Consider the following 13,743-nt stretch of genomic DNA (forward strand, 5'->3'; position numbering starts at 1 on the left):
TCAGTCGCCCTCGGCGTCGGCGGCGTCGATCAGCTTCGTCATCGTGCGGTGCAGCACGACGAGTTCGTCGTGCGTCACCCCGAGCCGCGCCATCATGCGCGCGGGGATGCTCTCGGCCTCGCGCCTCAACGCGGCGCCCTCGGGGGTCAGCTCGATCGACAACGCTCGCTCGTCGTCGGCCCGCCGCCCTCGGGTCAGCAGCCCCTGGGCCTCGAGCCGCTTGAGCAGCGGGCTGAGTGTGCCCGGGTCGAGCCGCAGCAGACGACTGAGTTGGCGACCCGACAGCGGGGCGTGTTGCCACAGGGCCAGCATCACGAGGTACTGCGGGTGCGTCAGCCCGAGCGGCTCGAGCACGGGACGGTAGGCCGCGACGACGCCTCGTGACGCCACCGACAGCGCGAAGCAGATCTGGCTCTCGAGGTCGAGCGGGTCCGCGGCCCGGGGCGCGCCAGAACCCACGATGCCGACGCCGCTCACGCCGGCGGCGCTCATGCCCGCGGCACCGGGCAGTGCACCATGGTGCGGACGCCCGTCCGGTCGACGACGTGCTCGTCCATCGGCGCGCCGCAGAGCGGACAGGCCCCACCGTGCTGCGGCGCGACCGCGGGAGCCTCGTTCTTCACCCCCAGCTGGGCGCCGCCGATGTAGGGCCGCAGTCGGGCGTTCATGCGCTCGACCAGGTCGCCGAACCTGCTGCCGTGTTCGTGGTGCCGCTCGGGTCTCGTCATGATCCTGAGTGTACCAACCATTGGTACACCAAGCAATGGCGGAACCACTCCCCTCGTCGGCTACAGCCCGGTGCCCCCGGACGGACGACCGCGCCCGACCCGACGAACGGGACGGGCGCGGATCGGTCGAGCCGAGGAGGCGCGGGTGACGCCGGTCAGGCCGCCGTGCGTCCCTGCGCGAGCGTCTGGTGTGCCCGGGCGGCGAGTTCGCCGCGGACCAGCACCTCGTAGCGTCCGGCCTCCATGGTGCGCACGGACGAGAAGTCGCGGCGGCCGCGCAGCATCTTGTGGCCGACGAAGCCCCACAGGGCCCCCCACAGCGCACCGAGGCCGACGGCCACGAGCAGGACGCCGATCCAGGCGCCGGTCGGGGCGAAGATGCCGAAGAGCAGGCCGAGCAGCAGACCGAACCAGGCCCCACCACCGGCGCCACGGCCGGCGGCCTTGCCCGAGGTCAGGCGACCCGAGACGTTCTCGACGGTGCGGATGTCGTGCCCCACGATCGACACGCTCTCGACGGGGAACCCCTCGTCCGAGAGCAGGTCGACGGCGGACTGGGCGTCCTCGTACTCGGTGAACGAGGCGAGCACCTGGGGGTAGCCGGCTCCGGCGAACGCGCCGATGCCGCCGGGGCCGGGCGTGCCGGAGGTCGGGGTCGCCTGCGGGCCGGGCTGGGCGTAGCCGGGCTGACCGTACGGCGCCCCCTGCGGCGGCACCTGCTGGCCGGGAGCCTGCTGCCCGGGGACGGGGCCCGCGTTCGGCGCCTGCTCGGGCGTGGCCTGCGGCCCCGCGCCCTGTGGTGCGTACTCGCCGTACGCGGGACGCGGGCGGTCGTCGGGGGTGGGCGTGGTGTCCTGCTCGTTGCTCATGCTCCCGTTCTATCCTGCCCGCGTCCATGCGGAGGGAATGCACAGATGCCCCACAGCAAGCCTTGGCCGGCTCCCAGACGTGGACTCCGTGCCGACACCGGCACGGTGCGGCAGGATCGACGGATGACCACCACCCACGTCCTCGTGCTCGACTTCGACGGGACCGTCTGCCTGGGCGACGGCGCCGTCCTGACGTACGGGTGCCTCCTCGACGACGCCCTCGCGGCGACCGACGACGGGCACCCGCGTCGGGTGGTCGAGGCCGTCCTGGCACGCTTCGTCGGCAGTCCGCTCGACGACGAGCCCGAGGGGGTCGACGAGGCCCTCGCGCACGCCCAGGGTTCTCCCGACGGGTACGTCGTCGCCGAGCGGGTCTCGCGGGCACTCGGCGTCGACGACGCGGCCCGCTCGGCCGCCTACGCGGGGGCCCGCGCCGCCCTCGCCGAGGGACGCCTCGACATCTCCGCACCCGACGGGCTCGCCGGGTTCCTCGACGCGCTGCCCGAGGGCGTGCGGGTCGTGCTCGTGACGAACTCCCCCGAGCACGGCGTGGTGCAGCCGCTCGAACGGCTGGGGCTCGCCGACCGCGTCGACGAGATCGTCACCGACGCCCGCAAACCGTCGGGCCTGCCGGCCGTGCTCGACCGGCTCCGGGCCGAGGCGGGCCTCGGCGACCGGCCCGACCGCCTGCTCAGCGTGGGCGACATCTGGCCGAACGACCTCGAGCCGGCCGCGGCACAGGGGTCGCCGACGGCCCTGGTCGAACGCTTCGCCGCCCCGGACGCCCGACCGACGCACCGGGCGACGACGCTGCCCGAGCTGTACCCGGCGATCCGCGCCTGGGCGACCGGCGCCTCCTGAGCCGCACCGTGCCTCCCGGGGCGAGGACGACCTCAGACCGTCGCCGGCACCACCGCGAAGCGTGCGCCGGGGTGGTCGGCCGAGAGGTGCGGGCCGGGGCGACCGAGCATCTGCTCGCGGAGCGTCCCCGTGGCGGGCTCGGCCGGCATGCGGCCGCGGCGGCGCAGTTCGGGCACGACGAGCTCGGCGAAGTCGGCCAGGTCGGCCGTGCCGAAGATCGGCTCGAGCAAGAAGCCGTCGAGGTCGGTCTCGTCGACCAGCCGCTCGAGCTCGTCCGCGACCTCGACCGGGTCGCCGACCAGCTGCAGGCCGCGCGTGCCCTTGCCGCGCAGGTCGTCGAGGATCTCGCGCACCGTCGGTGCCGGTGAGCCGTCCTTCGGCAGGAACCGGTCGATGTTGCTCTGACCCATCTGACCGACGGGTCCGCCGTCGTCCTGCAGCTGCGTCAGGTCGCGCGAGGGGTCGAGCGAGAGCAGGTCGATGCCCGTGTTGCCCGCGTAGAGGACGGCGACGACCTCGTCCGTCTGCAGGTCGTCGAACTCCTTCCGCAGGGCGACGGCCTCGTCGTGGGTCGGGGCGACCGTCACGGTCAGCCCCACCATGATCTTGACCGACCCGGGGTCGCGACCGAGGGCGGCCGCCTTGGCCCGGATGTCGGCGACGTTCGCGGCCGTCTTGGGCACCGTGGTGCCCTGCACGAAGACGCACTCGGCGTTGCGCGCGGCGTAGGCACGGCCCCGGTCGGACGTCCCGGCCTGGAACAGCACGGGCGTGCGCTGCGGAGAGGGGGCGACCGTGAAGTAGCCCGACGACCGGAAGTGCTCGCCGGCGAACTCGACGCGGTGGATGCGGTCGCGGTCGGCGAGGACGCCGGCCTCGGCGTCCCCGCGGAACGCGCCGTCCTCCCAGCAGCCCTCCCACAGGGTCATCGCCAGGTCGACGTACTCGTCGGCCTGGTCGTAGCGGGCGTCGTGCCCGCGCATCTCGTCGTGGCCGAACAGCTCGGCGACGGTGTTCTGCGAGGCGCCCGTGACGATGTTCCAGCCGATGCGTCCGCCGGTCAGGTGGTCGAGGGTGGCGAAGCGGCGGGCGGACTGCACGGGGTGGTCCAGGCCGGTCGACGAGGTGACGACGAAGCCGAGACGTTCGGTCTCGCGCGCGAGGGTCGGGATCAGCAGCGCCGGGTCCATCCCGGGGAAGTTGATGCCGCCGCGGGCCGCCGTCTCGGGCAGGTCGCCGTCGATGGACGGGTAGCCGAAGCCGTCGGCGAAGAACAGGAAGTCGAAGCCGGCCCGGTCGAGCAGCTTCGCCATGCCGATCCACAGGTCGAGCCCGTGGTAGCCGAGCGAGTCGCTGCGGGGGTGGGACCAGCTGAGGGTGCCGCCGACCTGGGGGCCGGCGACTTCGAACACACCGAGACGGATCTGCTTCATGCCGTCAGTGAACCGGATGGTTCACCGCGAGTCCAGCGACGAAACGAACTCTTAACACGTCGAGCGGTCAGCGGGTCCCGTCGGCGGCTGCGCGGACCCGGGCGACCAGCGCCTCCGTGGCCTCCACCGCGGCGCGGTCGACGGCCCGGCTCGACCCGGCGCTGAGCAGCGTCGCCTGGAAGCCGCGCCAGAGCGCGACCGTCTCGTGCGCGAGGGACTCGGCCCGCGCCTCCTCGACGCCCTCGGCACGGTACGCCGCCGCGACCTGGCCCACCCATTCGGTGCCGATGTCGCCGAGCAGCGTGGCGTAGCGCTCGCGGTCGAAGCTCGCGAGACCGAAGACCTCGAAGAACAGTCGGTTGAAGGGCTGGTTGACCGGATCGGACACGGTCCGCCAGACGGCGAGGAGGCGCTGGTCGAGCGGCAGGTCGGGCCCGGCCAGGTGGTCCACGACCCCCACGATGCCCGGGAACCGCCGCTCGGCGCCGTGCAGGGCCGCGACGACCAGCTCCTCGCGGCTGCCGAAGTAGTAGAGCAGCATGCGGTTGTTCGAGCCCACGGCGGTCGCGAGGCCGCGCAGCGTGAGCTGGCCGACGCCGTTCGCGAGGACGTGGTCGACGACGCGTTCGAGCAGCTCGGCCCTCTTGTCCGAGGACTCACGCGTGGTCATGACCCCGAAACTAACGCGTCCCGAGGTCGCCGACGACGGCAACACGTCCGAAACGACGATGAAACAGTCCGGGTCTAGCTTTTCGACACCGACCACGTCGCGTGTACCGATCGACCCGCCTCTTCCACGGCGGCGCACGACTCCGGGCACCGCGGGCCGCACCCCGAACCGCGAGCGTCAGCGCCTCGCCTACCCCAGGAGACCCACATGAGCCCCCTCTCCGTACCTGCCGCGTTCCGCAACACCTCCCTCGACCGCCGCGGGTTCCTGCGCCTGGGCGGTTCGGCCGCCCTCGTCGTCGGCACGACCGCCCTGCTCGCCGCCTGCACCGACTCGTCGGCCGGCACGGGTGCGGCCACCGGCGGAGCGGCGTCGGGCGGAGCGTTCGGCACCATCGCCGTGCAGCTCTCGTGGATCAAGAACATCGAGTTCGCGGGTGAGTACTTCGCCACCGAGAAGGGCTACTACACCGACGCGGGCTTCAGCGAGGTGACGCTGCTCGCCGGTGGTGGACAGACCGGAGCCGAGGAAGCGCTGCTCGCCGGACAGGCCAAGGTCGGTTTGTCGTCGGCGTCGCTCACCGGCCCGTCGGTCGCCCAGGGCGCGGCGCTGAAGATCATCGGCACGACCTTCCAGAAGAACCCGTTCTGCCTCCTGTCGCTCGAGGAGGGCAACCCGATCCGCACCCTCGCCGACCTCAAGGGCAAGAAGATCGGGGTCCAGTCCGGCGGCAACCAGACCATCTTCGAGGGGTTCCTCAAGGCGAACGACATGACGCTCGACGACGTCGAGCTCGTCGCCACGCAGTACGACATCGCCCCGCTCGAGACGAACGCGTACGACGCGCACATGTCGTACATCACGAACGAGCCGATCCTCGCCGAGATGGACGGCTTCACCCCCGTCGTGCTGGGCTTCGCCGACAACGGGCTGCCGTTCGTCGCCGAGACCTTCACCGTCACGCAGGAGACCATCGACAACGAGCGCGACATGCTCAAGGCCTTCCTCGTGGCCGAGATCAAGGGGTGGACCGACGCGGTCAAGGACCCCGGGCAGAGCGCGAAGTACGCCGCCGAGAAGTACGGCAAGGACCAGGACCTCGACGTCGAGGAGCAGACGGCCGAGGCCGAGGCGCAGAACACGCTGATCCTCACCGAGGACGTCAACGCCAACGGCCTGTTCACGATGACGGACGAGCTGGTCGCCGAGAACATCGCCTCGCTGAAGGCGATGGGCACCGACGTGTCGGCCGACGACCTGTTCGACCTCAGCCTCATCAAAGAGGTCTACGAGGAGAACCCCGACCTCGTCACGACCTTCACGATCCCCACGGCATGACCATGACGGACGGCACCACGACCGCGCTCACCACCGCCACGGGCGACCCCGCCGGTCGACCCGAGCTCGCCACGGGCATCAACATCCAGGGGCTGACCAAGTCGTTCCAGCTCGGCCGGAAGAGCGTGCAGGCCCTCACGCAGATCGACCTGGGCACCAAGAAGGACTCGTTCCTCAGCCTGCTCGGGCCCTCGGGCTGCGGCAAGTCGACCATCCTGCGCATCCTGGCCGGGCTCGAGACGCCCACGTCGGGCACCGTCGTGATCAACGGCAAGACCGCGGCCGAGGTGCAGCGCGGCCACGAGACGGGCATCGCGTTCCAGGACTCGGCCCTGCTGCCCTGGCGCAGCGTCGAGAACAACATCCGGCTGCCGCTCGAGGTCGCGGGGCTGACTCCCCCGGCCGGCCTGATCGACGACCTGATCGACCTCGTCGGGCTCAGGGGGTTCGAAAAGGCCAAGCCGGCGCAGCTGTCGGGCGGCATGCGGCAGCGCGTCTCGATCGCCCGCTGCCTCGTCGTCCAGCCGACCATCATGCTGCTCGACGAACCGTTCGGCGCGCTCGACGACATGACCCGGCAACGCATGAACGTCGAGCTGCTGCGCATCTGGGGCGAGAAGCCGGCCACCACGTTGATGGTGACGCACGGCATCAGCGAGGCCGTGTTCCTGTCCGACGTCGTCGCCGTGATGAGCGCCCGGCCGGGCCGCATCGCCGAGGTCGTCGAGATCGACCTGCCCCGCCCGCGCCTGCCCGAGCTGACCCGGACGCCCGAGTTCCACGCGTACGTCGACCGCATCTCCGAGATCCTGTTCGGTTCGCACGGGGCGGCAGCCGATGACTGACCTCCACACGTCGCCGCGCGAGACGGCCGAGCGCGAGATCGAGGCCGAACTGGGCCAGAGCGTGGCGCTCCAGGCCGAGACCGCCCGAGGGGGCGAGCGCCGGTCGGTGCTCGGCTCGATGGCGGCGGCACCGCCGTGGGTCGGCGCCCTCGTCGGCATCGTGCTCATCGTCGCGGTCTGGCAGGTCGTGGCCGTCACGCTGTTCTCGGTCACGGGCTCGGTGCCCCCTCCCGGCCAGGTGCTCGTCCAGCTCGTCACCGACCTCAGCGACCTGGTCTACTGGCGCGCCATCGCCGCGACCGCCGGCAGCGCGGCCTGGGGCTTCCTCTGGGGCAACCTCATCGCCTTCGCGCTGGCCTTCGCCGTGCTGCTCGTGCCGTGGTTCGAGGGCCTGTCGACCCAGCTCGCCGTGGTCTGCTCGTGCATCCCGCTGACCGCCATCGCACCGATCGTCACCCTCATGTCGCCCGCCGGCGGCCGGACGACCTCGATCTTCCTCGCGGCGCTCAGCGTGATCTTCACGACCGTCGTCGGCACGCTGCTCGGCCTCCGCGCCGCGAGCGAGACCCAGCTCGACGTGATCACGGCCTACGGCGGCTCCCGCTGGACGCAGCTGGTCAAGGTCCGTCTCATCGCCGCGCTGCCCAGCATCCTCGCCGCCCTGAAGCTCGCGGCACCCGCCGCGTTCCTCGGGGCGGTCCTCGGCGAGTACTTCCTCATCGGCGTCGACCAGGGCCTCGGCATCCTATTGCTCGCGGCACAGGCCACGGCGGCGTCGGTCAAGCTCTGGGCCCTGGCCCTGATCTCGGGCGGCATCGCGGGGATCGCCTACTTCGTCATCGGGCGGATCAGCCGACTGGTCACGCCCTGGTCGGCCGGCGACAGCCGTGCCGGAGAGGGCTTCTGATGGCCACCACCCTGCCCACGGGCACCGGCACCCGCGTCACCGCTCCTGAGATGTCGACCAGCGCCTCCTCGACGGCCCGGTTCGTCCTGCGGCGGATCGGCCGCACGGTGCTGACCATCGCGATCTCGGCGATCATCCTCGGCATCCTCTGGAACCTCGCCATCGTCGTGCTGCAGGCCAACGCGTTCATCGCGAAGACCCCGGCCGACGTGTTCCGCTGGTTCTTCGTCGACTCCGAGCTCAGCCGGACCACGGCGGCCGAGAACCGCGGGCACATCGCCGGCCTGCTGGGCGTGACCCTGTGGCACGCGGCCATCGGGTTCGTCTTCGGCGTCGGCGGGTCGCTCGTCGTGGCCGTCGTCTTCACGCTCATCCGGCCGGTCGAGTTCATGTTCATGCCGATCGCCATGCTGCTGCGCACCGTGCCGCTGCTCGCCATGGCCCCCGTCATCTACCTCGTGCTGGGCAACGGCATCGTCACCGCCGGCTTCATCGGCGGCGTCGTCGTGTTCTTCCCGCTGCTCGTCAACCTGACGCTGGGGTTCCGGTCGGTCAGCGCGCAGTCGGTCGACCTCGTCCGCGTCTACGGCGGCAGCCGCTGGACGATCATGCGCAAGGTGGCGATCCCGACGGCCCTGCCGTACTTCTTCGCGTCGATGCGCATCGCCGTGCCCGGAGCCATCACCGGCGCGATGCTCTACGAGTGGCTCTTCACCTACGAGGGCCTCGGCGCCGCGATCACGGCGGCGAAGTCGCAGTCGCAGTACGGCGAGATCTGGGCGATCGTCGTGCTCATCACCCTCGTCTCGATCGTGCTCTACACGATCACCACGTTCGTCGAGACGGCGGTGCTCGCGAAGTGGGGCCCGAACGCCGGCAAGGCGACCGCGTCGTGACGGGCACCGCATGACCCGCCGCGTGCTGATCGACACCGACACCGGGATCGACGACGCCCTGGCCCTGCTCTGGCTCGCCGCGCAGCCCGACGTCGAGATCGTCGGCATCACGGCCGTCTACGGCAACTGCGTCGTCGACGACGCCCTGCGCAACGTCGGGCACGTGCTGGGGCTCGTCGGTCTCGACGACGTCCCGGTCGCCCGCGGCGCCGAGGGGCCCCTCGAGGCGGAGGCGCACATCGCCCACTACGTTCACGGTCACGACGGCCTCGGCGACGTCGTCGCCGACCGGCCGCTCCCCCGCGTGCTGCTCGAGACCCCGGCGGCCGACCGGCTCGTCGAGGTCGCCCGGGCGTCCCCGGGCGAGATCGACCTGCTCACCCTGGGGCCGCTCACGAACGTGGCCCTGGCGCTGAGGGCCGAGCCGCGCCTCCTGACGCTGTTCCGCTCGGTGACGATCATGGGCGGCAGCGGGCCGTTCCCCGAGCTCGGCCGGACCGACATGGTCGACGCCAACGTCCAGAACGACGGCCAGGCCGCCCGCGAGGTCTTCGCCGCCCCCGCGACCTCGCGCCTCATGGTCGGCGTGAACGCGACGTCGCAGGTGATCACCGACGAGTCGCACGTCGCCGCGCTCCGCGACTCGGGCACGCCGACCGGCACGTTCGCCGCCGACGTCCTCGCGACCTACCTCGACTTCTACCGGAACGCCTGGGGCCGCCGGGTCAGCCCCGTGCACGACGGCCTCGCCGCCGCCCTGATGGTGCACCCCGAGTGGATCGCCGACAGCGTCACCGGCCCGGTCGGCATCACCCACGACGGCTTCGCCACCCGGGGCCGGGTGCTGCTCACGGCCGACGGCCGCGCGACGGACTGGCACCCCGAGGGGTCGGCGCCGGACGACGACCCCACGACCCGCACGACGGCGGTCACCGCCGTCCGCACCGACCTCTTCCTGCCGTCGTTCGTCGACGCCCTGATCCACGGAGCCCGCTCGTGACCACCACCTCCCCCGCCGACGGCACCCGCGCCTCCTCGACCCCGTCGCCCTCGCCGGCCGACGACGCCGCACGAGACCTGCGCGCCCTGCCCAAGGGGCACCTGCACCTGCACATGGAGGCGGCGATCCGACCGGACTCGCTGGCCGACATGGCGGCGGCGTCGGGGGTCGTCGTGCCGATGCCCACCAGCTTCGGCGACTTCAGCGAGTTCAGCGCGACCTACCAGGGCATGCTCGTCGTCCTCGCCGAGAGCGAGAACCTCTTCCGCCTGATCGACGAGGCGGTCGAGGACTGCGCCGACGAGGGCGTCGCCTACGTCGAGTTCGGGGCGAGCCCGCAGTTCTACGTCGCCACCTTCGGGTCGCTCGACGCCTCGCTGCGCGCGATGCTCGCGGCCTGCGCCGAGAGCGGCGAGCGGTGGGGCGTCGAGGTCGGCCTGATGATCACGGTCGACCGCACCGAGAGCGTCGAGGCCGCGAACGAGCTGGCCCACCTGGCCGCGGCCTACGCCGACCGCGGCGTGGTCTCGCTCGGCCTCGCCAACGACGAACGCGGCAACCCGGCGGCACGCTACGAGGAGGCGTTCCGCATCGCCAAGCACGCGGGGCTGCTCTCGACGCCGCACGCGGGCGAGCTCGCCGGGCCGGACCAGATCGAGGAGGCGCTGGACGTCCTCTGTGCCGACCGCGTGCTGCACGGCGTGACGGCCGTGCAGAGCGAGCCGCTCACGGCCCGCCTCGCCGCCGAGGGCGTCTGCCTCGACGTGTGCCTCACCTCGAACGTGCTGCTGTCGGTGATCCCGACGATCGAGGACCACCCGCTGAAGCGCCTGGTCGAGGCCGGCGTGCGGTGCTCGATCAACGCCGACGACCCGATCCTGTTCGGGCCCGGCGTGCTCGCCGAGTACGAGCTGGCCCGCACGACCCTCGGCTTGTCGGACGATCAGCTCGCCGCGTGCGCGCTGAGCTCGATCGAGTGCTCGGGGGCGAGCGACGAGCTGAAGGCGCGGGCCGCCGGCGAGATCGCGGCGTGGCTGGCGGCGTGACGGCTCCCGGCGTGGCCGCGGCGGCGTCCGCGACTCCGGCCGTACCCGTCCGGCGACTCGTCGTCGAGGGCGCCCACGTCGCGACTGTCGACGCCCTCGACACCGAACACGTCGGCGGGCACGTCGTCGTCGACGGGTCGCGCATCGTCGCCGTCGGGCCGGGGCCCGCCCCCGCCTGGGCCCGCGACGGGCGGGCGGTGCCGGGGGCGGAGCCCCGGTCGACCGCACCGGGTGCCGCGCCGATCCCGGTCGAGCACGTCGACGGCCGCGGCCACCTGCTCACCCCGGGGCTCGTCAACACGCACCACCACCTGTACCAGTGGCTGACCCGCGGCATCGCGCAGGACGCCATCCTCTTCGACTGGCTCGTCGCGCTCTACCCGACCTGGGCCCGCATCGACGAGCCGCTCGTCGAGGCCGGAGCCGCCGCCGCGATCGCCGTCCTCGCTCGATCGGGCTGCACGACCGTCGGCGACCACCACTACGTCTTCCCGGCCGGTGCCGGCGACCTGCTGGGCGGCATCGTCCGGGCCGCCGACACGGTCGGCGTGCGCCTGCACGCCACCCGGGGCTCGATGGACCTCGGCCGGTCCCAGGGCGGCCTGCCCCCCGACTTCGCGGTCGAGACGACGGACGCCGCGCTGCACGCCAGCCAGGAGGCGGTGGCCCGGTTCCACGACCCGTCCGGTGACGCGCGGGTCCAGATCGCGATCGCGCCGTGCTCGCCGTTCTCGGTCACGCCCGACCTGCTGCGCGAGGCCGCGGTGCTCGGCCGGCAGCTCGGGGTCCGGCTGCACACCCACGGCTCGGAGACCGTCGAGGAGGACGCGTTCTGCCTCGAGCGCTTCGGCCGCACGCCGACCCAGTACCTCGAGGACCTCGGCTGGCTCGGCGACGACGTCTGGATGGCCCACTGCGTCCACCTCGACGACCACGCGATCGGACGCTTCGCGGCGACCGGGACGGGAGTGGCGCACTGCCCGTCGTCGAACGGACGCCTGGCCGCGGGCATCGCGCCGATCGCGTCACTGCTGGCGGCCGGGGCGCCCGTGGGCCTGGGCGTCGACGGTGCCGCCTCGAACGAGTCGGGGCAACTGGGCACCGAGATCCGCCAGGCGGTGCTCTTCGGGCGGTTGCGTTCGGGGGCCGACGCGTTCTCGGTGCGGCAGGGCCTGCGCCTCGCGACGATCGGCGGTGCCCGGGTGCTCGGGCGGGACGCCGACCTCGGCTCGATCGAGGTCGGCAAGCTCGCCGACCTCGCCCTCTGGCGGGTGGACGGCGTCGAGTTCGCCGGCATCGCCGACCCGGTGGCCGCGCCCGGACTGGCCTCGATGCCTCCGTTGGCTCGCCTGTGGGTCGGTGGCGACTCCGTCGTCGCGGACGGCGAGCTCGTGCACGCCGACCAGGGGCTGCTCGCCGAGGGTGCGGCCCGGGCGTCGGCGGATCTGCGCTCGCGCGTCTGAGCCGACCCGCGCCTCCTGCGCGACCCGCGCCTCCTGCGCCCGTCGGCGTGGGTCCCGTGGCCGTCCGCTCCACCCGGCCCGCTCTCACGCCACGAACTAAACACCCCGCCACGAGTTCTCGTGGCGGGGTGTTTAGTTCGTGGCGGCGTAGGGGCCGACGCCCCGACAGATGGCCCACGAATGACGAAGGCCCCTCCCGAGGAGGGGCCTTCGTGTGGTTCTGGCGAACCCGTTCTGGTGGATCTGAGGGGACTCGAACCCCTGACCCCCTGCATGCCATGCAGGTGCGCTACCAGCTGCGCCACAGACCCAGAACTGCTGCTCGTGTGAGGCTTTCACCCCGTCGGAAGCAACTCGTCTACATTACTACATTTTTTCGGACCGCAAGTTCACCCCGACGTCAGAGGTGACGCAGGTACCCCTCGGGCCCCTCGAGGAACGACCGCCAGTGGCGCACGAGGTCGAGGTCGGCCCACTCGACCGCCCGTACCCCGTGGTCGCCCACCTCGAGGATGCGTGCCCCGGGCCAGGCCGTCAGGACGGGTGAGTGCGTGGCGCAGACGACCTGCCCGCCGGTCTCGACGACGTCGGCCAGCGTGCCCATCAGGCGAAGGCACGAGCTGAAGGACAACGCAGCCTCGGGCTCGTCGAGAAGGTACAGCCCCCGACCGTCGAAGTGGCTGTCGAATGCCTGGAGGAAGCTCTCACCGTGGCTGACGTCACGGAACGCCGGATCACCGGGCTCGAACCGCCCGAACATGTCGAGAGCAGTCTCGGATCGCAGGAAGAATCCCCGGGCCGCCGTGCCCGTCAGCCGGGCCCCCACCGGCGTCCGGTCGACCCTCAGCACGCGGCCGAGCGCGGACTTCTCGAGCGGCGACGACCAACGCGAATCGCCGCGGCCTCCCCGCACGTCGACGCCCCAGGCCTCGGCCAGCGCCTCGACGACGGTCGACTTGCCGCTGCCGTTCTCGCCGACGACGAACGTAACCGGGCGGTCGAGAGCGAGCCCCTCGCCGATCAGCGACCGCACGACGGGCACCGTGAAGGGCCACTCGTCGCGGTCGGGGACGAGTGCCTCGGGGACCCGCAGGCGCTCGACTATCACGGCCTCAGCCTGTCAGCCACCACCGACACCGGCTCGCTCGGCGCGCGACTCTCGGCATCCGACCCTGGAGACGCGACATGCCGCTCACCTCGAGAGGTGAGCGGCATGTCGTGACGTCTCGCCGATGCGGCGAAACAGAGGAGGCGCGGGCCGACTAAGCCTCGGCCGGCGCGTCGGCGGCGACCTCGGCCGGCGCGGTGGCCGACTCGGTCAGCACGTCGAGAGGGATCGTCGGGCAGTCGCTCCAGAGTCGCTCGAGCGCGTAGTACTGACGGTCCTCGTCGTGGAAGACGTGCGCGACGACGTCGCCGAAGTCGAGCAGCACCCAGCGGCCCTCGGCCCGGCCCTCGCGACGGAGGGTCTTGACGCCGGCCTCGAGCATCTTGTCCTCGATCTCGCCGGCGATGGCGACCACGTTGCGTTCGCTGCGGCCCGTGGCCAGGAGGAACACGTCGGTCAGGGGCAGGGGGCCCGAGACGTCGAGGGCGACGAGGTCGTCGGCCTGCTTGTCGTCGGCCGCGCGTGCGGCGATCTGCAGCAGCTCGATGGCACGAGGGGTGGCTGTCACGTGTTCCTTAG

Annotated in this window: 15 protein-coding genes and 1 tRNA gene; 8 read left to right on the forward strand and 8 right to left on the reverse strand. The window is 72.2% G+C overall.

The features are described from left to right. The 3 genes from AC3CCI_RS01875 to AC3CCI_RS01885 all read right to left on the reverse strand — a co-directional run bounded on the left by AC3CCI_RS01875 (nt 1) and on the right by AC3CCI_RS01885 (nt 1,597). Nucleotides 1-492 (reverse strand): MarR family winged helix-turn-helix transcriptional regulator, encoded by a 492-nt coding sequence (locus AC3CCI_RS01875; RefSeq protein WP_488627937.1) that lies wholly within the window; start codon nt 490-492, stop codon nt 1-3. Beyond that, nucleotides 489-728, reverse strand: coding sequence for a hypothetical protein (locus tag AC3CCI_RS01880; RefSeq protein WP_354593368.1), 240 nt, complete (start codon nt 726-728; stop codon nt 489-491). Before AC3CCI_RS01880 ends, AC3CCI_RS01875 begins: the two co-directional genes overlap by 4 nt. Nucleotides 729-883: 155 nt before the next feature. Continuing rightward, nucleotides 884-1,597 (reverse strand): YflT domain-containing protein, encoded by a 714-nt coding sequence (locus tag AC3CCI_RS01885; RefSeq protein ID WP_488627938.1) that lies wholly within the window; start codon nt 1,595-1,597, stop codon nt 884-886. Nucleotides 1,598-1,720: 123 nt separating this feature from the next. Here AC3CCI_RS01885 and AC3CCI_RS01890 point away from each other — a divergent pair, with 123 nt between their 5' ends. Further along, nucleotides 1,721-2,458, forward strand: a complete 738-nt coding sequence (locus AC3CCI_RS01890; RefSeq protein WP_488627939.1) for an HAD family hydrolase — start codon at nt 1,721-1,723, stop codon at nt 2,456-2,458. Nucleotides 2,459-2,490: 32 nt separating this feature from the next. Here AC3CCI_RS01890 and AC3CCI_RS01895 read toward each other — a convergent pair whose 3' ends face one another. Next, nucleotides 2,491-3,891, reverse strand: coding sequence for an NtaA/DmoA family FMN-dependent monooxygenase (locus tag AC3CCI_RS01895; RefSeq protein WP_354593371.1), 1,401 nt, complete (start codon nt 3,889-3,891; stop codon nt 2,491-2,493). Between the two features lie 67 nt (nt 3,892-3,958). Next, nucleotides 3,959-4,561, reverse strand: coding sequence for a TetR/AcrR family transcriptional regulator (locus AC3CCI_RS01900; protein ID WP_354593372.1), 603 nt, complete (start codon nt 4,559-4,561; stop codon nt 3,959-3,961). 207 nt (nt 4,562-4,768) lie between these two features. On the opposite strand from AC3CCI_RS01900, the gene AC3CCI_RS01905 reads away from it, so the two are divergent. The 7 genes from AC3CCI_RS01905 to AC3CCI_RS01935 are packed head-to-tail and all read left to right on the forward strand — an operon-like array spanning nt 4,769 to nt 12,056. After that, on the forward strand, nt 4,769-5,899 hold the full coding sequence (locus tag AC3CCI_RS01905) for an ABC transporter substrate-binding protein (RefSeq protein ID WP_354593373.1): 1,131 nt from the start codon (nt 4,769-4,771) through the stop codon (nt 5,897-5,899). Continuing rightward, nucleotides 5,896-6,744 carry an ABC transporter ATP-binding protein gene (locus AC3CCI_RS01910; protein ID WP_354593374.1) on the forward strand — a complete coding sequence of 283 codons (849 nt, stop codon included), beginning with the start codon at nt 5,896-5,898 and terminating at the stop codon, nt 6,742-6,744. The genes AC3CCI_RS01905 and AC3CCI_RS01910 overlap by 4 nt, the downstream gene beginning before the upstream one ends. After that, a complete protein-coding gene (locus AC3CCI_RS01915) occupies nt 6,737-7,651 on the forward strand; it encodes an ABC transporter permease (RefSeq protein ID WP_354593375.1) in 915 nt (304 codons plus the stop codon). The genes AC3CCI_RS01910 and AC3CCI_RS01915 overlap by 8 nt, the downstream gene beginning before the upstream one ends. Next, nucleotides 7,651-8,547, forward strand: a complete 897-nt coding sequence (locus AC3CCI_RS01920; protein ID WP_488627940.1) for an ABC transporter permease — start codon at nt 7,651-7,653, stop codon at nt 8,545-8,547. The genes AC3CCI_RS01915 and AC3CCI_RS01920 overlap by 1 nt, the downstream gene beginning before the upstream one ends. Nucleotides 8,548-8,557: 10 nt before the next feature. Continuing rightward, on the forward strand, nt 8,558-9,547 hold the full coding sequence (locus AC3CCI_RS01925) for a nucleoside hydrolase (protein WP_488627941.1): 990 nt from the start codon (nt 8,558-8,560) through the stop codon (nt 9,545-9,547). Then, nucleotides 9,544-10,593 (forward strand): adenosine deaminase, encoded by a 1,050-nt coding sequence (gene add / locus AC3CCI_RS01930; RefSeq protein WP_488627942.1) that lies wholly within the window; start codon nt 9,544-9,546, stop codon nt 10,591-10,593. Before AC3CCI_RS01925 ends, add begins: the two co-directional genes overlap by 4 nt. Then, a complete protein-coding gene (locus AC3CCI_RS01935) occupies nt 10,590-12,056 on the forward strand; it encodes an 8-oxoguanine deaminase (RefSeq protein ID WP_488627943.1) in 1,467 nt (488 codons plus the stop codon). Before add ends, AC3CCI_RS01935 begins: the two co-directional genes overlap by 4 nt. 235 nt (nt 12,057-12,291) lie before the next feature. Here AC3CCI_RS01935 and AC3CCI_RS01940 read toward each other — a convergent pair. From AC3CCI_RS01940 to rsfS, 3 genes are all read right to left on the reverse strand, one after another. Continuing rightward, nucleotides 12,292-12,367, reverse strand: a tRNA-Ala gene (locus AC3CCI_RS01940). An 89-nt stretch (nt 12,368-12,456) separates the two neighbouring features. Further along, entirely contained in the window at nt 12,457-13,164 is a 708-nt protein-coding gene (locus AC3CCI_RS01945; RefSeq protein WP_488627944.1) for an AAA family ATPase, read from the reverse strand. 154 nt (nt 13,165-13,318) lie between these two features. Continuing rightward, nucleotides 13,319-13,732 carry a ribosome silencing factor gene (gene rsfS, locus AC3CCI_RS01950; protein ID WP_055973644.1) on the reverse strand — a complete coding sequence of 138 codons (414 nt, stop codon included), beginning with the start codon at nt 13,730-13,732 and terminating at the stop codon, nt 13,319-13,321. Nucleotides 13,733-13,743 lie beyond the last annotated feature (11 nt).

Source organism: Frigoribacterium sp. CF331, from assembly GCF_057787905.1.